The 17675-nt window shown below is 63.9% G+C and carries 14 protein-coding genes; 5 read left to right on the plus strand and 9 right to left on the minus strand.

The annotated features are described in order from the left end of the window. Window positions 1–22 precede the first annotated feature (22 nt). Complete coding sequence (locus LU682_RS28165) at window positions 23–1399, plus strand: glutamine synthetase family protein (RefSeq protein WP_010955711.1); 1377 nt, start codon at window positions 23–25, stop codon at window positions 1397–1399. A gap of 152 nt (window positions 1400–1551) precedes the next feature. Here the strand turns inward: LU682_RS28165 and argA are convergent, their stop codons facing one another. Then, on the minus strand, window positions 1552–2850 hold the full coding sequence (gene argA / locus LU682_RS28170) for an amino-acid N-acetyltransferase (protein WP_003253723.1): 1299 nt from the start codon (window positions 2848–2850) through the stop codon (window positions 1552–1554). Window positions 2851–2974: 124 nt separating this feature from the next. Continuing rightward, window positions 2975–4117 (minus strand): acetylornithine deacetylase, encoded by a 1143-nt coding sequence (argE, locus tag LU682_RS28175; RefSeq protein WP_010955712.1) that lies wholly within the window; start codon window positions 4115–4117, stop codon window positions 2975–2977. Between the two features lie 116 nt (window positions 4118–4233). On the opposite strand from argE, the gene LU682_RS28180 reads away from it, so the two are divergent. Beyond that, window positions 4234–5601 (plus strand): CYTH domain-containing protein, encoded by a 1368-nt coding sequence (locus LU682_RS28180; protein ID WP_010955713.1) that lies wholly within the window; start codon window positions 4234–4236, stop codon window positions 5599–5601. 94 nt (window positions 5602–5695) lie between these two features. Here the strand turns inward: LU682_RS28180 and LU682_RS28185 are convergent, their stop codons facing one another. After that, window positions 5696–6166, minus strand: a complete 471-nt coding sequence (locus LU682_RS28185; RefSeq protein WP_010955714.1) for an Lrp/AsnC family transcriptional regulator — start codon at window positions 6164–6166, stop codon at window positions 5696–5698. 126 nt (window positions 6167–6292) lie between these two features. On the opposite strand from LU682_RS28185, the gene LU682_RS28190 reads away from it, so the two are divergent. From LU682_RS28190 to LU682_RS28200, 3 genes are all read left to right on the plus strand, one after another. Then, on the plus strand, window positions 6293–6598 hold the full coding sequence (locus LU682_RS28190; protein WP_010955715.1) for an ACT-like domain-containing protein: 306 nt from the start codon (window positions 6293–6295) through the stop codon (window positions 6596–6598). Window positions 6599–6705: 107 nt separating this feature from the next. Next, a complete protein-coding gene (locus LU682_RS28195) occupies window positions 6706–8379 on the plus strand; it encodes a GspE/PulE family protein (RefSeq protein WP_010955716.1) in 1674 nt (557 codons plus the stop codon). 88 nt (window positions 8380–8467) lie between these two features. Beyond that, complete coding sequence (locus LU682_RS28200; protein ID WP_003253711.1) at window positions 8468–8782, plus strand: DUF2388 domain-containing protein; 315 nt, start codon at window positions 8468–8470, stop codon at window positions 8780–8782. Between the two features lie 65 nt (window positions 8783–8847). Here LU682_RS28200 and gcvP read toward each other — a convergent pair whose 3' ends face one another. The 6 genes from gcvP to LU682_RS28230 form a co-directional block, all read right to left on the minus strand. Continuing rightward, the gene (gcvP, locus tag LU682_RS28205; protein ID WP_010955717.1) at window positions 8848–11721 is read right to left on the minus strand and encodes an aminomethyl-transferring glycine dehydrogenase; all 2874 of its coding nucleotides are present in this window, start codon (window positions 11719–11721) and stop codon (window positions 8848–8850) included. A 196-nt stretch (window positions 11722–11917) separates the two neighbouring features. Continuing rightward, window positions 11918–12301 (minus strand): glycine cleavage system protein GcvH, encoded by a 384-nt coding sequence (gene gcvH / locus LU682_RS28210; RefSeq protein WP_010955718.1) that lies wholly within the window; start codon window positions 12299–12301, stop codon window positions 11918–11920. 51 nt (window positions 12302–12352) lie between these two features. Beyond that, on the minus strand, window positions 12353–13435 hold the full coding sequence (gene gcvT / locus LU682_RS28215) for a glycine cleavage system aminomethyltransferase GcvT (RefSeq protein WP_010955719.1): 1083 nt from the start codon (window positions 13433–13435) through the stop codon (window positions 12353–12355). A gap of 127 nt (window positions 13436–13562) precedes the next feature. Beyond that, entirely contained in the window at window positions 13563–15185 is a 1623-nt protein-coding gene (locus tag LU682_RS28220; protein ID WP_010955720.1) for an ABC transporter permease, read from the minus strand. Window positions 15186–15337: 152 nt separating this feature from the next. Next, window positions 15338–16339 (minus strand): extracellular solute-binding protein, encoded by a 1002-nt coding sequence (locus tag LU682_RS28225; protein ID WP_004575832.1) that lies wholly within the window; start codon window positions 16337–16339, stop codon window positions 15338–15340. A 115-nt stretch (window positions 16340–16454) separates the two neighbouring features. Then, complete coding sequence (locus LU682_RS28230) at window positions 16455–17672, minus strand: 2-octaprenyl-3-methyl-6-methoxy-1,4-benzoquinol hydroxylase (protein WP_164721831.1); 1218 nt, start codon at window positions 17670–17672, stop codon at window positions 16455–16457. Between the last annotated feature and the right edge of the window lie 3 nt (window positions 17673–17675).

Below are 17675 nucleotides of genomic sequence, written 5' to 3' on the forward strand. Positions count from 1 at the left end.
TTAACAACAAAGGTGTTGCATCATGTCGGTACCCCCGCGTGCCGTTCAGCTTAACGAAGCGAACGCGTTCCTTAAGGAACATCCTGAGGTTCTCTACGTTGACCTTCTGATTGCAGATATGAATGGTGTGGTGCGTGGCAAGCGCATAGAGCGCACCAGCCTCCACAAGGTTTACGAGAAAGGCATCAATCTGCCGGCCTCCCTCTTTGCCCTGGACATCAACGGTTCCACCGTCGAAAGCACCGGGCTGGGCCTGGACATCGGCGATGCTGACCGCATCTGCTATCCAATCCCCGACACGCTCTGTAACGAGCCATGGCAAAAGCGCCCCACCGCCCAGCTGCTGATGACCATGCACGAGCTGGAAGGCGAGCCGTTCTTCGCCGACCCGCGCGAAGTGCTGCGTCAGGTGGTGACCAAGTTCGACGAACTGGGCCTGACTATCTGCGCCGCATTCGAGCTGGAGTTCTACCTGATCGACCAGGAGAACGTGAACGGCCGCCCGCAGCCACCACGCTCGCCAATTTCGGGCAAACGCCCGCAGTCGACCCAGGTGTACCTGATCGACGACCTCGACGAATATGCCGACTGCCTGCAGGACATCCTCGAAGGCGCGAAAGAACAAGGCATCCCGGCCGACGCCATCGTCAAGGAAAGCGCCCCGGCGCAGTTCGAAGTCAACCTGCACCACGTGGCCGACCCGCTCAAGGCCTGCGACTACGCGGTACTGCTCAAGCGGTTGATCAAGAACATCGCCTACGACCATGAAATGGACACCACCTTCATGGCCAAGCCCTATCCGGGCCAGGCAGGCAACGGCCTGCACGTGCACATTTCCGTGCTGGACAAAGATGGCAACAACATCTTCACCAGCGAGGATCCCGAGCAGAACGCCGCGCTACGTCACGCTGTCGGCGGTGTGCTCGAGACCCTGCCCGCGTCCATGGCCTTCCTTTGCCCGAACGTCAACTCGTACCGCCGCTTTGGCGCGCAGTTCTACGTGCCGAACGCGCCAAGCTGGGGCCTGGACAACCGCACCGTAGCGCTACGCGTACCGACCGGCTCGGCCGATGCCGTGCGCATCGAGCACCGCGTCGCCGGTGCCGACGCCAACCCGTACCTGATGATGGCTGCCGTACTGGCTGGCGTGCACCATGGCCTGACCAACAAGATCGAGCCAGGCGCGCCGATCGAAGGCAACTCGTACGAGCAGCTGGAGCAGAGCCTGCCGAACAACCTGCGCGATGCCCTGCGCGAGCTGGACGACAGCGAGATCCTGAACAAGTACATCGATCCGAAGTACATCGACATCTTCGTCGCGTGCAAGGAAAGCGAGCTGGAAGAGTTCGAGCACTCGATCTCCGACCTCGAGTACAACTGGTACCTGCATACCGTGTAAACGAAAACGCCGCCCCTCAAGGGCGGCGTTTTTGTTTGAGACCGGTGTCGCCCTCTTCGCGGGCACGCCCGCTCCCGCAGGGTAATTTCGAAGGCTGAAGCCTGTGACTTACCTGTGGGAGCGGGCGTGCCCGCGAAGAGGGCGGCCCAGGCTTACAGGGGCTTCTCGAAAATCTTCGAATTGCGCTGGTAGTTGTACAGCGAAGCCCGCGCCGCCGGCAGCCGCTCCACGCCACTCGGCGCAAAGCCGCGCTCGCGGAACCAGTGCGCAGTGCGCGTAGTCAGCACGAACAAAGTACTCAAGCCCATCTGCCGTGCCCGGCTTTCGATGCGTTCCAGCAGCTCATCGCCACGCCCGCCATGGCGGTACTCCGGGTTCACAGCCAGGCAAGCCAGCTCCCCTGCTTCGGAATCGGCAATCGGGTACAGCGCCGCACAGGCGATGATCATGCCCTCGCGCTCGACCACGCTGAACTGCTCGATCTCTCGCTCCAGCACTTCGCGCGAGCGGCGCACCAGGATGCCCTGCTCTTCCAGCGGGCTGATCAATTCCAGCAGGCCACCGACGTCCTCGATGGTCGCCTCGCGCACCACTTCGAACTGCTCCTGCGACACCAGCGTACCGCCACCGCCCCGTGTGAACAGCTCGGTGAGCAGCGCGCCGTCCTCGGCATAGCTGACGATATGGCTGCGCGCCACACCGCCTTTGCAAGCCTCGGCCGCAGCATCCAGCAGTTCGCCCTGGTAATCGCTGCCTAGACGCTGCAGATGCGGAGCAACCTGCTGCGGGCGCAGTTCGCGCACCAGCCTACCGTCAGCGTCCAACAGGCCCGGCTCGGCGCCGAACAGCAGCAACTTGTCGGCGCCCAGTTCGATGGCCGCACGGGTAGCCACGTCTTCGCAGGCCAGGTTGAAAATTTCCCCGGTAGGCGAGTAGCCCAAGGGCGACAACAGCACGATGGAACGCTCGTCGAGCAGGCGGCTGATGCCCTTGCGGTCGACCCGGCGCACTTCGCCAGTGTGGTGGTAGTCCACGCCTTCGAGCACGCCGATCGGCCGCGCGGTGACCAGGTTGCCGGAGGCCACGCGCAGGCGCGAGCCCTGCATCGGCGAAGCGGCGATGTCCATCGACAGCCGCGCTTCAATGGCCAGGCGCAGGGCGCCGACGGCATCGATCACGCAGTCCAGGGTGGCCGCATCAGTAATACGCATGCCCCGGTGGTAGTGCGGGGTCAGGCCGCGATCGGCCAGCCGGCTTTCGATCTGCGGGCGCGAGCCATGCACCAGCACCAGCCGCACGCCGAGGCTGTGCAGCAGCACCAGGTCGTGGACGATATTGCCGAAATTAGGGTGTTCCACCCCATCGCCAGGGAGCATGACCACGAAGGTGCAGTCGCGATGGGCATTGATATAGGGGGATGCATGACGCAGCCAGTTGACGTAATCGGGCATGACAGGGCCTGTGGATAAGTGGACGGAGAACGGCGATGCAGGGGGCGTTCAGGATCATCGTCGGAACAGGCTTGCGGTCACGCGCGGTCTCCTCTAGGCAGGAACGAATCAGTTCGATTGACGTTTAGTGCAGGCAATAGTGCCGGATCAGGTCACGCAATAGACGCACGGTAGGCTCGATTCGTGACATTTCAAGGTATTCGCCGGGCTGGTGGGCACAGGCAATGTCGCCAGGGCCCAGCACGATGGTCTGGCAGCCCAGTTGCTGAAGATAAGGTGCTTCGGTGCCGAACGCCACCGCTTCAGCGCGATGGCCAGTCAGGCGCTCCGCGACCTGTACCAGTTCGACATCGGCTGCCTGCTCGAACGGCGGCACCTCCGGGAACAGCGGCGCATAGTCGATGCGCACCTCATGGCGCTCGGCCACGAGTACCAGCTTTTCGCGAATGGCCGCGCGCAGCTGGTCCACGTCCATGCCCGGCAGCGGCCGCAGGTCGAACTCCAGGGCGCACTGGCCGCAGATACGGTTGGGGTTGTCACCGCCGTGGATGCAGCCGAAGTTCATGGTCGGGGTCGGCACGGTGAATTGCGGGTTGCTATAGGTTTGTTGCCACTGCTGGCGCAGGCCCATCAGCTCGCCCATGACCGCATGCATGGCCTCCATGGCGCTGCGGCCCAGGCTTGGGTCCGACGAATGGCCGCTGCGACCGAGGATGTCGATGCGGTCCATGAGGATGCCCTTGTGCATGCGGATCGGCCGCAGCCCGGTAGGCTCACCGAGGATCGCTGCACGGCCCAGTGGCTGGCCGGCCTCGGCCAGGGCACGGGCGCCGGACATGGAGCTTTCTTCGTCGCAGGTGGCAAGGATCAGCAGCGGCTCCTTGAAGTCGTGCTCCAGCAGCGGGATGACCGCTTCGATGACCAGGGCGAAGAAGCCCTTCATGTCGCAGCTGCCCAGGCCGACCCAACGGCCATCGGTCTCGATCAGCTTCAGCGGGTCGCTGGCCCACAGCTGTTCGTCATAGGGCACGGTATCGCTGTGCCCGGCCAGCACCAGCCCTCCCGGGCCGGTGCCACGGCTGGCCAGCAGGTTGAACTTGCCGGGGCTGACCTGCTGGATATCGCACTTGAAACCCAGGTCGCCCAGCCAACCGGCCAGCAGGTCGATAACCTGGCGGTTGGACTGGTCCAGCGCAGGTTGGGTACAGCTGACCGAAGGCGCGGCGATCAAGGCGGCAAACTGGTCTTTCAGCGTCGGCAACGGCATGCGCGTACTCCTCGGAAACGTTGCCCATCATAGGACTATCCGCTGTCTGGAATAAACCGTTGAGGGCTGACTGCTGTAGACTCTCTGCCAACCACGCCCCCTCTTTCGAGTCTGTGATGCACAAAGAAACCGAACTGAAGCTCCGCGCCAGCCGCGAGACCCTTGCCGCCCTGCGCGAGCACCCTCTGCTGAAAAAGCGCAACAAGTCCGGCTGGCAGACCCGTGAACTGCTCAACCAGTACTTCGACACCCCCGAGCGTGAGCTGTCCGCCGCCCGTGTCGCCCTGCGCCTGCGCCGCGATGGCGACGCTGTCATTCAAACCCTCAAGTGCCGCGGCCAGAGCGTGGCCGGCCTGTCCGAACGCAACGAGTACGAATGGAACCTGGACAAGGTCAAGCTCGACCTGAAGAAGCTGGACGCCACCTGCTGGCCCGAGCAACTGGCCAACCTGGACAAGAAAACCATCAAGCCGCTGTTCACCACCGACTTCAGCCGTGAATACGCTGAAATCGCCTGGGGCCGTGGCAAGAGCAAGGTGGTGATCGAGGCTGCACTGGACCAAGGCTTCGTGATCGCCGGCAAGCGCAAGGAAGAGATCTGCGAGCTGGAGCTGGAGCTGCGTGAAGGTGAACCGCAAGCACTGCTGGAACTGGCTGCAGAACTGGCCGCCAGCCTGCCACTGATGCCGTGCGACATCAGCAAGGCTGAGCGCGGTTACCGCCTGCTGGAACCGGACAGCTACGAGCTGGACCTGCCGCACACCGCGCTGGACGCCGAAATGGCCCTGGACGACGCCTATGCCGCCCTCGCCTGGCAGCTGCTGGGCAGCAGCCAGCGCCTGGCCGAGCAGTACCGCCACAACGGCCACTGGCGCCTGCTCCAGGACTGGGTCGAGTGCCTGAGCGAGCTGCGCGCGCTCACCGCCAGCCTGGGCCAGGCAGCACCGCGCGCCACCACCCGCGACCTGCGCGCCAGCCTTGATGCCTTGCTTGAGGACTGGCGCCCGCTGGTGCAGGCCGGCAACGATGACGAAGACATCCGTCGCGCCGCGCCCGAGCAGTTTGCCGAAGAGCTGGAAGACGTACGCTGGGGCCAGTTCTCGCTGGAAACCTCACGCTGGCTGATGGCCCGGACCTGGACCGCAGAGCGCAAGGGCCGCGGCGAACGCCAGGGCAAGGCGCAACTGGCCAGCTGGCTGGGGCACCTGCTGGGCGAGGAAGGCCGCGCGCTGAAGCTGCCGCTGTACACCCAGCGCCCGGAAGACCTGGCCGAGCAGCTGCCACGTATCGAGCAACTTCTGGCCTGGCTGCACCACGCCCGCCAGGTGCTGGAAGCGCCGCAAATGGACCGCTTGTACGGCGACCTGAAAAAGCTGCACGAGCTGGCCGAGCAGCCCATCAGCGATGAAGTGCTGGAAGCGCGTATCGAACAGGCTCGGGCGGTGGACCAGAGCCGCGGCTGGAAGCACCTGCTCAAGGCGTGATACCGCGTCGCCTGCTTCGCGGGTAAACCCGCTCCTACAAAGGTTCGCGCCAGGCGTGAGGCCGGTGTAGGCGCGGGTTTACCCGCGAATGGCCTCACCGCGGTAGCGGCAGGCTAGTGGTGGACTTGATCTCGGAAAGCGCCACAATCGAGTTCACCTCCTGAATCCCCGGCACGTTCGACAGTTTTTCGAAGAAGAACCGCTCGTAGGCCTCGATGTCCGACGTGACGATTCGCAGCAGAAAGTCCACGGCCCCCATCAGCACATAACACTCCAGCACCTCAGGGAACCCGCGGATCGCCTCGGTGAACTCGGTAAAGTTGGAGCGCCCATGGGCGTTCAGTTTCACTTCGGCGAAAATCTGCGTGTTCAGGCCGACCTTCTTGCGGTCCAGCAAGGTCACCTGCCCACGAATCACCCCCTCTTCCTTCAAGCGCTGAATGCGCCGCCAGCACGGCGATTGCGACAGCCCGACGCGCTCTGCGATCTGTGCACTGGACAGCGAAGCGTCCTCCTGCAGCAGCTCGAGGATGCGACGGTCGTAGGCGTCCAGCTCGCTGTGCATTATTTATTCTCCACACCATATTTTCTTGAATAAAAAAATTCGCCAAGTGAGCGAAATCACCCAATCATAGCGAAAAAATACCGCCAGCAACGTGCAAGAATTTCTCCCTCATTTGCGGAGACTAGTATGAACGCACAGCCCCGTACCGACGCCTGGGCCGCCAACAACGCCCACAGCACCGTGCACTATCGCCTGCAGGCCGAGGCCGAGCCCGATAGCCTGTGCCGGGTGCTCAACCTGTTCGCCTTGCAGTTCCTGACCCCGCATAGCGTGCAGGTCAGCCAGCAGGATGACTGGCTGGATATCGAAATCGGCATTGGCGGGTTGAGCTGGCACCGGGCCGAGGTCATTGCACAGAAACTGCGTAACCTGGTGTGTGTGGGTGAGGTGAGCCTGACCAACTTGCAGCGAGTGGCGTTGGCAGTGGTCTGAGCGTCCGGCACCGACGCAGCAAAATCCCGAAACCCTTCAGCTCCGATCGCTTTTCGCCGCCCGGCTAGCCTTGATCAGCACTACCCGATCAGGCACGGACGCCAACCATGCACACCCCCGACAACCCCGCACTCGACCTCAAGCGCGTGCTCCAGGCCCTGCTCGCTGACCAGCACCTGCACGCCAGCGATACCCTGCAAGTACTCGAACACGCCGCTGCCCACCCCGCTAGCCACCCGCTGGAGCACATCGCCGCCTGCAGCCTGGAAAGCCGCCAGCACCCCGGCCAGCCCCTGGACTTGGAGCACCTTTGCCAGTGGCTGGCCGACAAGGTCGGCCAACCCTACCTGCGCATCGACCCCATGCAACTCGACCTGCCCCAGGTCACCAGCCTGATCTCCCCAGCCTTCGCCCAGCGCCACGGCATCCTCATCGTCGCGGCCGATGCCTCCAGCGTCACCGTCGCCAGCGCCCAGCCTTTCCAGGATGACTGGCAGGCCGACCTGGCCCGCAGCCTCGGCCGGTCGATCCGTCGCGTACTGGCCAGCCCGCAGCAGATCCGTCAGTCAGCGCAGTCGTTCCACCGCCTGGCCCAGTCGGTAAAAGGCGCGCAATACCAGCAGTCGGCGAGCCTGGGGGAACTTGAGCAATTGCTTGAGCTGGGCAAACGCCAGGCCGAGGCCAGCGCAGACGACGCGCATATCGTGCATATCGTCGACTGGCTGTTGCAGTACGCCATCGAGCAACGCGCCAGCGATATCCACCTGGAACCACGCCGCGAACAGGGCCAGCTGCGCTACCGTATCGATGGCCTGCTGCACACCGTCTACGCCTTCCCCGCCGGGGTCACCCTGGCCCTCGTCAGCCGCCTGAAACACCTGGGCCGCATGGACGTTGCAGAGAAGCGCCGGCCGCAGGACGGCCGGCTGCAAAGCCGCCTACCCGGTGGTGGCGAAGTGGAGCTGCGGCTTTCGACCCTGCCCACCCCATTTGGCGAGAAACTGGTGTTGCGCCTGTTCGACCCGCACCAGTTGCAAGAGGGCTTCGACCGCCTTGGCCTGCACGGCCAGCAACTGGCCCAATGGCAGCGCCTGCTTCGTCAGCGCCAAGGCATCATCCTGGTCACCGGCCCCACCGGCTCCGGCAAGACCAGCACGCTGTACACCAGCCTCAAACTGCTGGCCACACCACAGGTCAACCTGTGCACCATCGAAGACCCGATCGAGCGCCTGGAGCCAGCCTTCAACCAGTTGCAGGTGCAGCCCGCGCTGGACCTGGGGTTTGCCAACGCGGTCAGGGCCATGCTGCGCCAAGACCCCGACATCATCATGATCGGCGAAATCCGCGACCGCGAAACCGCTCTGGTGGCGGTGCAGGCAGCGCTGACCGGGCACCTGGTGCTATCGACCCTGCATACCAACGACGCCTGCGCAGCAATCACCCGTTTGCAAGAGCTGGGTGTGGCCGACTACCTGATCAAGGCGACGCTTATCGGGGTGATGGCCCAGCGCCTGGTGCGAACCGTCTGCACCGACTGCCAGACAGGTTCATCAGCCACCTGCCGAGCCTGCCGCGGCACCGGTTTTCAGGGGCGCACGGGATTATTCGAACTGCTCGAGCCCAGCGACACCTTGCGCGCATTGATCGGCCCTGATGCCGACCTGACCTGTTTGCGGCGCCAGGCGCTGGCCGATGGCCTGGTTGACCTGCGCCGTTGCGGCGAGGCCAAGGTGGCCGCTGGGCAGACCCGTGCCGAGGAAGTGCTGCGCGTCTGCAACTGACGAAAAGTCCTTTGTATTCAAGGAACTTGCCTTGCCCGAAAAGATCCAAGCGCGCATCTTCAACCATCACCCTTCGAGGTGTTTCAACATGCGTCTCAAAACCGCCATTGCCGCCGCTACCTTGCTTTCGCTGCCTCTTGGCTCGGCCATGGCCGATACCTTCTGGCGTAACGTGATGACTTCCGGTGCTACCACGGCGTCGAGCTACCTGACCTCGCGGGATCACAAGCTGGTAGTGGCCGCGCAGGATGACGCCAGCAGCTTCGTCGCCAGCGAAGGCGCGATCCGCGGGCCGTTCCTGGAAGCGGCCATGCGCGAGGCACGGGCAGAGAACCCAGGGATGCAGGCTTCCGACATGGAGTTGGCCAATGCCATCCTGGCCAAGAATGCGGTAGCCGAGTAACTGCGTCGCCTGCTTCGCGGGTGAACCCGCTCCTACAGGCACCCGCGAAGCATCCAACACCAACCTCAGCGATAAGCCTCTACCGGCACACACGCACAGAACAGGTTCCTGTCCCCATACACGTTGTCTACCCGGTTCACCGCCGGCCAGTATTTGTGCTGGCGCACGTGAGCACTGGGGGCCACCGCCTGCTCCAGGCTATACGGTCTGTCCCATACCCCCAAGACATCAGCCAAGGTATGCGGTGCATGTTTCAGCGGGTTGTTCTCCGCTGGCCAGTTGCCCTGCTGTACTTCGTCAATTTCCGCGCGAATCGCCAGCATCGCTTCGACAAACCGATCCAGCTCAGCCTTCGATTCACTCTCGGTCGGCTCCACCATCAGCGTGCCCGGCACTGGGAAGGACATGGTCGGTGCGTGGAAGCCATAGTCCATCAGGCGCTTGGCCACGTCCTCTTCGCTGATGCCTGTCAGCGCTTTCAACGGCCGCAGGTCGAGGATGCATTCATGCGCCACGCGCTGGTTGCGCCCGCGGTAGAGCACCGGGAACGCCGCGCCCAACTGGCTGGCCAGGTAGTTGGCCGAAAGGATAGCCACCTCGCTGGCGTCGGCCAGCTGCGGGCCCATCATGGCGATGTACATCCAGCTGATCGGCAAGATGCTTGCGCTGCCCCAGGGCGCGGCGCTGACCGCGCTGTTGTTCGGGTCCAACCCAGGCACCGGCACCACCGGATGGCTGGCGACGAACGGCTTGAGGTGCGCGCGGATACCGATCGGCCCCATACCCGGGCCGCCGCCGCCGTGGGGAATGCAGAACGTCTTGTGCAGGTTCATGTGTGAAACGTCGGCCCCAATGTCTGCGGGGCGCGCCAGGCCCACCTGGGCGTTGAGGTTGGCACCGTCCATGTAAACCTGGCCGCCGTACTGGTGCACCACATCGCAGATTTCGCGTATCCCCTCTTCGTACACGCCGTGGGTCGAGGGGTAGGTAATCATCAGGCACGACAGACGCTCCCCGGCCGCATGCGCCTTGGCTTTGAGGTCAGCCAGGTCGACGTTGCCATCGTTGTCGCAATCGACGATCACCACTTCCATGCCGGCCATCTGTGCCGACGCCGGGTTGGTGCCGTGGGCCGACGACGGGATCAGGCACAACGTGCGCATCGGCTGGTGGCGGCTGCAGTGATAGCGGGTAATGGCCATCAGGCCGGCGTATTCACCCTGAGCACCGGAGTTGGGCTGCATGCAGATCGCATCGAAGCCGGTGATCGCGCACAGCCAGCTTTCCAGTTCGTCGATCATCGCCTTGTAGCCCGCTGCCTGGGCCGCCGGGGCGAACGGGTGCAGCTGGGCAAAACCGGGCCAGGTGATGGGGATCATCTCACTGGTGGCGTTGAGCTTCATGGTGCACGAGCCCAACGGTATCATCGACTGGTTCAGCGCCAGGTCCTTGTTCTCTAGCTGCTTGAGGTAGCGCAGCATCTCTGTTTCGCTGTGATGCAGGTTGAACACCGGATGGGCGAGGAATGGCGTGCGTCGCACCAGGCTGGCGGGGATGCCTTCAGGCAGGGCCAGCTGGTCGAGGGCGGTGATTTCCAGGCCATGATCCACCCCCAGGAAGATGTCGAGCAGGCGCAGCACCGTCTGTTCGGTGCAGGTTTCGTCCAGGCTCACCCCCAGGTGCCCGCGACCGAGAATGCGCAAATTGATGTGCGCGGCCTCGGCGCTTTCAATGATGGCCGCCTGGGCACCGCCAACATTCAGGGTAAGGGTGTCGAAGAAGTGCTGATTGAGGCGTTTGATGCCTTTGGCCTCAAGGCCGGCTGCCAGGATGAAGGTCAACCGGTGCACACGCTGCGCGATGCGTTGCAGGCCTTCCGGGCCGTGGTACACCGCGTAGAAGCCGGCAATGTTGGCCAACAGCACCTGGGCCGTGCAGATGTTGGAGTTGGCCTTTTCGCGGCGAATATGCTGCTCGCGGGTTTGCAGGGCCATCCGTAATGCGGTGTTGCCACGGGCATCGCGCGATACGCCGATGATGCGCCCCGGCATGGCTCGCTTGTAGTCGTCGCGACAGGCGAAATAGGCCGCGTGAGGCCCGCCGTAGCCCATCGGCACACCAAAGCGCTGGGTCGAGCCCAGCACCACATCGGCGCCGAGCTCTCCGGGCGGTGCCAGCACCACCAGGCTCAGCAGGTCAGCGGCTACGCAGGCCAGGGCCTGCTGGCTGTGCAACTGGTCGATCAGCGGGCGCAAATCGCGCACTTCGCCGTGGGTGTCCGGGTACTGCAGCAAGGCGCCGAACACCGAGTGCTTGGCAAGGTTATCCACAGAATCGACGATCAGCTCAAAGCCGAAGCCTTCGGCGCGGGTCTTGAGTACCGATAGGGTCTGCGGATGGCAGTGCTCGTCGGCAAAGAAGGCGTTGCTCTTGTTGCGTGCCACCCGCTTGGCCAGGGCCATGGCTTCGGCGGCAGCGGTGGCTTCATCGAGCAGCGAGGCATTGGCCAGAGGCAGGCCGGTGAGGTCGATGACCATTTGCTGGAAGTTCAGCAGCGCCTCCAGCCGGCCTTGGGCAATTTCGGGTTGGTAGGGCGTGTAGGCGGTGTACCAGCCAGGGTTTTCCAGCACGTTGCGCAGGATGACCGTGGGGGTGATGGTGCCGTGGTAGCCCATGCCGATGAGGCTGGTCCAGACCTGGTTCTGTTCGGCGTAACCGGCGAGCTTGGCCAGGGCGGCTTGCTCGTCCAGTGCCGCTGGGAGGTCGAGGGGGCGATTGAGGCGGATGTCTGGCGGAACGGTCTGCTCGATCAGCTCGTTGCGGCTGGCGATACCCAGCGCGTTGAGCATGGCCTGCTGCTCTGTGGCATCGGGGCCCAGGTGGCGACGCAGAAACGGGTTGAGCTCTTGCAGTTGATGCAGGGATGGCGACTGGGACATGACGACGCTCTCTTCCTAGACCAGGCCTCATGGAAACTTACAAGTCTAGGAAGGGATTGCCGATTGTGCGGGGAAACTTGTTTGCAGGCCCGGCCTCTTCGCGGCTAAAGCCGCTCCTACAGGGGCTGCACCCGTCTCGAATGCAGTGCTGTACCTGTGTAGGAGCGGCTTTAGCCGCGAAGCAAGCAACGCGGTCTTACTCGCCAATCAGCGCCTGGTAGCCAGCCGCATCCAGCAACTTGTCCAGCTCGGCCGGGTTGCTTGGCTTCAATTTGAAGATCCACGAACCGTAAGGCTCTTCGTTCAGCAGTTCCGGGCTATCGGCCAGCTCTTCGTTGACCGCAATCACTTCGCCACCGACCGGGGCATAGATGTCCGAAGCGGCCTTGACCGACTCGACCACACCCGCAGCGTCGCCAGCGCCAAACACTTTGCCGACTTCAGCCAGCTCGACGAATACCACATCACCCAAGGCTTCCTGGGCGTGATCGCTGATACCCACGGTCACACTGCCGTCGGCTTCCAGGCGAGCCCACTCATGGCTTTCGGCAAAACGCAGTTCGGCGGGGATATTGCTCATGTCTTGAATTCCTCGATTGGCTCAGCGGTACGCCCGCCGGTTATAAATTGTTCAGATCAGAATCTTGCCGTGGCGCACGAAGGTCGGTTTGACCACCCGCACCGGGTACCACTTGCCGCGAATTTCCACCTCGGCCCGATCCCCGGTAGCCATAGGCACACGCGCCAACGCAATGGACTTGCTCAGCGTAGGCGAGAAACTACCACTGGTGATCTCCCCTTCGCCAATGCCGGCTACACGCACGACCTGATGGGCGCGCAGTACACCGCGCTCTTCCAGCACCAGACCCACCAGCTTTTCCTGCACGCCGTGCTCGATTTCCGCAAGCAGGCCGACACGGCCGATGAAGTTGCGCTCGGCCGGTTCCCAGGCGATGCTCCAGCCCAGGTTGGAGGTGAGCGGGGTGTGGTTTTCGTCGATGTCCTGGCCGTACAGGTTCATGCCGGCTTCCAGGCGCAGGGTATCGCGGGCGCCCAGGCCGCTTGGGGCGATACCGGCGCCGACCAGGTCGTTGAAGAAGGCCACCGCCTGATCGCCCGGGAAGATGATCTCCAGGCCGTCCTCACCGGTATAGCCGGTGCGGGCAATGAACCAGTCGCCGTCGGCAACGCCCTCGAACGGGCGCAGTTCGCGGATGAGTGCAGCGCGCGCGGGGCTGAGCAGGGCCGCCACCTTTTCGCGGGCACGCGGCCCCTGGATGGCAAGGATGGCCAGATCAGGGCGGACCTGGAAGTCCACGGAAAAACCGGCACGTTGCAATTGCAGCCAATCGAGCACCTTGGCACGGGTGGCGGCATTGGTGACCAGGCGATAGCCGGTTTCAGTGCGGTAGACAATCAGATCATCGATCACCCCGCCCTGTTCGTTCAGCAGCGGGCTATACAGCGCCTTGCCGGGGTCGTCGAGGCGGGCCACGTCGTTGGCCAGCAGGCGCTGCAGCCAAACTGTGGCATCAGTGCCGTCGACATCGATCACGGTCATATGAGAAACATCGAAGACGCCGCAATCGCTGCGCACCTGATGGTGCTCCTCGACCTGCGAGCCATAGTGCAGGGGCATGTCCCAGCCACCGAAATCGACCGTCTTGGCGCCTAGCGCCAGGTGCAGGTCATACAAAAGCGTGCGCTGTCCCATGGGTTTCTCCTTCCGGGCGTGGCGAAGCGGCGGCGGTCGATGACGTTGGGTCGTCAGCTTTTCTTGTTACTCACACCCGCCGCGCGAATGCCGCGCATTGTAGCCGCAAGGTCGCAAACTGACATCCTCAGTGACTGTGACCGGGTCGACGGGCCGAACGGCGAATCAGGCCGATGACCGGCAGCAGGCCCACCAATACCAAGGTCAGTGCCGGCAGCGAGGCGCGCGCCCACTCGCCCTCGCTGGTCATCTCGAACACCCGCACGGCGAGGGTATCCCAGCCGAACGGCCGCATCAGCAACGTGGCGGGCATTTCCTTAAGCACATCGACGAACACCAGCAGCGCGGCGCCAAGCGCCCCCGGCACCAGCAGCGGCAGATACACCTTGAAAAACAATCTTGCGCCGCCAACACCCAGGCTGCGCGAGGCTTCAGGGAGTGAAGGGCGGATGCGCTCCAGGCTGCTCTCCAGCGGCCCGTAGGCCACCGCGATGAAGCGCACCAGGTAGGCCAGCAGCAACGCCGAGAGGCTACCTAGCAGCAGCGGCTTGCCGGCGCCGCCCAGCCAACTGGACAACGGGATGACCAGGTGGTTGTCGAGGTAACTGAAGGCCAGCATGATCGATACCGCCAACACCGAACCGGGCAGGGCATACCCCAGATTGGCCAGGCCAACCCCGGCGCGGATACCGCCCGTCGGTGCCTGGCGCCGGGCAAAGGCCAGCAGCAGCGCCACGCATACCGTGACCAGCGCCGCCATGCTGCCCAGGTACAGGGTGTGCAGCACCAGGCCGATATAACGCTCATCCAGGTCATGCCGGCCGCGTTGCCAGAACCACGCCAGCAACTGCAGCAGCGGGATGACGAAAGCGCAGGCGAACACCAGCAGGCACCAGCCACTGGCCAACAGCGCCTTGAGGCCGCGCAGGTGATACAGCGCCTGCGCGCGCGGCCGTTCGTTGCCGCTCCGGCTGGCACCGCGGGCGCGGCGCTCGCCGTACAGCACCAGCATCACCGCCAGCAGCAGCAGACTGGCCAGCTGGGCCGCACTGGACAAGCTGAAAAAGCCGTACCAGGTCTTGTAGATGGCTGTGGTGAAGGTGTCGAAGTTGAATACGGCCACTGCACCGAAGTCGGCCAGGGTTTCCATCAGCGCCAGGGCGATACCGGCGCCGATCGCCGGCCGAGCCATGGGTAAGGCCACCCGCCAGAAAGCCTGCAGGGGCGATAACCCAAGTACCCGCGCCGCCTCCATCAGGCCCTTGCCCTGAGCCAGGAAAGCCGTGCGCGCCAACAAGTAGACATAGGGATAGAAGACCAGCACCAGGACGGTGATTACCCCACCGGTGGAACGCACCCGAGGCAGGCGCATTGGCCCGAACACCTCGCGCAGGGCGCTTTGCACCGGGCCGGCAAAGTCCAGCAGGCCGACGAAGACGAACGCCAGCACGTAGGCCGGGATGGCGAACGGTAGCATCAGCGCCCAGTCCAGCCAGCGTCGACCGGGGAAGTCGCAGAGGCTGGTAAGCCAGGCCAGGCTGACGCCCAGCACGGTGACACCAATGCCCACGCCCACCACCAGGGTCAGGGTATTGCCGAGCAGGCGCCCCATCTGGGTGTCGAGCAGATGAGACCAGATCTGCAGGTCGATGGATTGCCAGGACAACAGCAGCACGCTCAGGGGCAGCAGCACCAAGGCGGCGATCAGGGAGACCGGGAGGTACCAGCGGCGTTGGGGGGTGTGGGGCAAGGCTGAAATCTCGAGTGCGATGGCGACCGCTGCGCGGTCGTTCGCGGGTAAACCCGCTCCTACGGGGACCGCGCAAGGCAGTGCAGATCCTGTAGGAGCGGGTTTACCCGCGAAAGGGCCCTAACGGGCCCAAAGAGGATAAAGCCTGGCGCTTAGTTGTAGCCAGCCCGATCCATCAGGCGAATGGCTTCAGCCTGGCGCTTGCCGGCAATTTCCACCGGAATGCTGTCGGCCTTGAAGCTGCCCCACGCCGCCACTTCCTCCGATGGTTTCACCTTCGGGTTGGCCGGGAACTCCTGGTTGATATCAGCAAACAGCTTTTGCGCTTCTTCGCCGGTCATCCATTCCACCAGTTTCTTCGCGGCTTCCGGGTGTGGCGCATGCTTGGTCAGGCCGATGCCCGACAGGTTCACGTGCACGCCACGGTCACCCTGGTTGGGCCAGAAGATCTTCACCGGCAGGTTCGGGTTCTGCTTGTGCAGACGGCCGTAGTAGTAGGTGTTGACCACGCCCACATCACATTGCCCGGCCTCGATGGCCTGGATCACCGCGTTGTCGTCGGAGAACACATCGGTGGACAGGTTGTTGACCCACCCTTTGACGATTTGCTCGGTCTTGGCCTCACCGTGGGTTTCGATCAGGGTGGCGGTCAGCGACTGGTTGTACACCTTCTTGGCCGTGCGCAGGCACAGACGGCCTTCCCACTGTTTGTCAGCCAGGGCTTCGTAGGTGCTCAACTCCTCGGGTTTGACCCGCTCGGTGGAGTAGATGATGGTGCGGGCGCGCAGGCTCAGGCCGGTCCAGTCATGGGACGAGGCGCGGTACTGCGCCGGGATGTTCTGGTCGATGACGTCGGACTCGATCGGCTGCAGAATGCCCATCTGCTCGGCCTGCCACAGGTTGCCTGCATCGACGGTCAGCAGCAGGTCGGCCACGCCGTTATCGCCCTCGGCCTTGATGCGCTGCATCAGCGGGGCTTCCTTGTCGGTGATGAACTTGATCTTGACCCCGGTCTTGGCGGTATAGGCATCGAACACCGGCTTGATCAGCTCGTCGATGCGCGAGGAGTACACCACCACTTCGTCCGCTGCCTGGGCAGTGCCGCCGAACAGGGTCAGGGCCAAGGCGGCCAGTAGGGGCTTGCGTGGCAACATTTTAAGCACTCCTCGATCGTATGAGAGGTGCGAATGGTAGTGAATCCCATTTTCTGGCTCACCTACCTAGGCGTTACCGGATGTTGCAAAGGACTGCTACGCAGCCCCGCCACGCTCAAGCCTTGGCCAGATCCGGCAGGTCACCACTCAAACCCAACGCCTGGCGCACAAACAGCGCCTTGGCCTCCGGCATCTGCTCCACCAGCTTCAACCCGCTGTTGCGCAACCAGCGCAACGGCAGCGGATCGGCCTGGAACAACCTCTCGAAGCCCTCCATCGCCGCCATCAACGCCAGGTTGTGTGGCATACGCCGGCGCTCGTAACGGCTCAGCACCTTCACATCGGCCAGCCTCTCACCGCGCTCGCAAGCATTGACCAGCACCTCAGCCAGCACCGCCGCGTCGAGGAAGCCGAGGTTCACACCCTGCCCGGCCAGTGGGTGAATGGTGTGTGCAGCATCACCGATCAAGACCAGGCCTTCATCCACGTAGCGCTTGGCGTGTCGCTGGCGCAGCGGCACGCACACCCGTGGGTCGGCCTGAAGCACCTCGCCCAGACGCCCTTCGAAGGCCCGCTCCAGGGCCTGCAGGAAGGCCGCTTCATCCATCGCCATCAACTGCTCGGCATGCTCCGGGGTGGTCGACCAGACGATCGAGCACCAGTCCTGCTGGCCATCGCGGGTCAACGGCAGGAACGCCAGCGGACCTTCGTCAGTGAAGCGCTGCCAGGCCGTGGCCTGGTGCCCGGCGCTGCAACGCACGCTGGTGACAATGGCATGGTGCAGGTAATCCCACTCGCGGGTTTCGCAGCCGGCCAGACGCCGCACCGCCGAATTGGCACCGTCGGCAGCGATCACCAACGGTGCCCGCAGTTGCCGGCCATCCGCCAGGGTCAGCAGCCACTCATCGCCCGAGCGACGCAATTGCTCCAGCCTCGCATTGGCCAGCAGGCCGATGTCGCTGTCGTGCAGGCGCTCCAGCAGGCCGTCCTGCACCACCCGGTTCTCGACGATATGGCCGAGCACCTGGGCATGCACACTGGCCGCCGAGAAGTGAATCTGCCCGGTGCCGCTGCCATCCCACACATGCATGTCGGAATACGGCGTGGCGCGCCGCTGGGCAATGCCGTCCCAGGCGCCAAGGCGCTCGAGGATGCGCTGGCTGGCCGCCGATAGCGCGCTGACACGCGGCTCGAACGGGGCCTGGGCATCGAAGGGTACGACCGTCAGCGGGCCACCATCGAGCAACAAAATTTGCAGGCCACTGTGGCGCAACGCCAAGGCCAGGGCGCTGCCCACCATACCGGCACCGACAATCAACAGATCTGCGCGCATTTC

Source organism: Pseudomonas alloputida, from assembly GCF_021283545.2.
In the GTDB taxonomy this organism is placed as follows: domain Bacteria; phylum Pseudomonadota; class Gammaproteobacteria; order Pseudomonadales; family Pseudomonadaceae; genus Aquipseudomonas; species Aquipseudomonas alloputida.

Coding starts and splice junctions, on each gene's coding strand:
- LU682_RS28195 (WP_010955716.1), top strand. CDS start 6,706: ATGCACACCCCCGACAACCCCGCACTCGACCTCAAGCGCGTGCTCCAG.
- gcvP (WP_010955717.1), bottom strand. CDS start 11,721: ATGTCCCAGTCGCCATCCCTGCATCAACTGCAAGAGCTCAACCCGTTT.
- LU682_RS28165 (WP_010955711.1), top strand. CDS start 23: ATGTCGGTACCCCCGCGTGCCGTTCAGCTTAACGAAGCGAACGCGTTC.
- LU682_RS28200 (WP_003253711.1), top strand. CDS start 8,468: ATGCGTCTCAAAACCGCCATTGCCGCCGCTACCTTGCTTTCGCTGCCT.
- LU682_RS28230 (WP_164721831.1), bottom strand. CDS start 17,672: ATGCGCGCAGATCTGTTGATTGTCGGTGCCGGTATGGTGGGCAGCGCC.
- LU682_RS28225 (WP_004575832.1), bottom strand. CDS start 16,339: ATGTTGCCACGCAAGCCCCTACTGGCCGCCTTGGCCCTGACCCTGTTC.
- LU682_RS28185 (WP_010955714.1), bottom strand. CDS start 6,166: ATGCACAGCGAGCTGGACGCCTACGACCGTCGCATCCTCGAGCTGCTG.
- argA (WP_003253723.1), bottom strand. CDS start 2,850: ATGCCCGATTACGTCAACTGGCTGCGTCATGCATCCCCCTATATCAAT.
- LU682_RS28190 (WP_010955715.1), top strand. CDS start 6,293: ATGAACGCACAGCCCCGTACCGACGCCTGGGCCGCCAACAACGCCCAC.
- argE (WP_010955712.1), bottom strand. CDS start 4,117: ATGCCGTTGCCGACGCTGAAAGACCAGTTTGCCGCCTTGATCGCCGCG.
- LU682_RS28180 (WP_010955713.1), top strand. CDS start 4,234: ATGCACAAAGAAACCGAACTGAAGCTCCGCGCCAGCCGCGAGACCCTT.
- gcvT (WP_010955719.1), bottom strand. CDS start 13,435: ATGGGACAGCGCACGCTTTTGTATGACCTGCACCTGGCGCTAGGCGCC.
- gcvH (WP_010955718.1), bottom strand. CDS start 12,301: ATGAGCAATATCCCCGCCGAACTGCGTTTTGCCGAAAGCCATGAGTGG.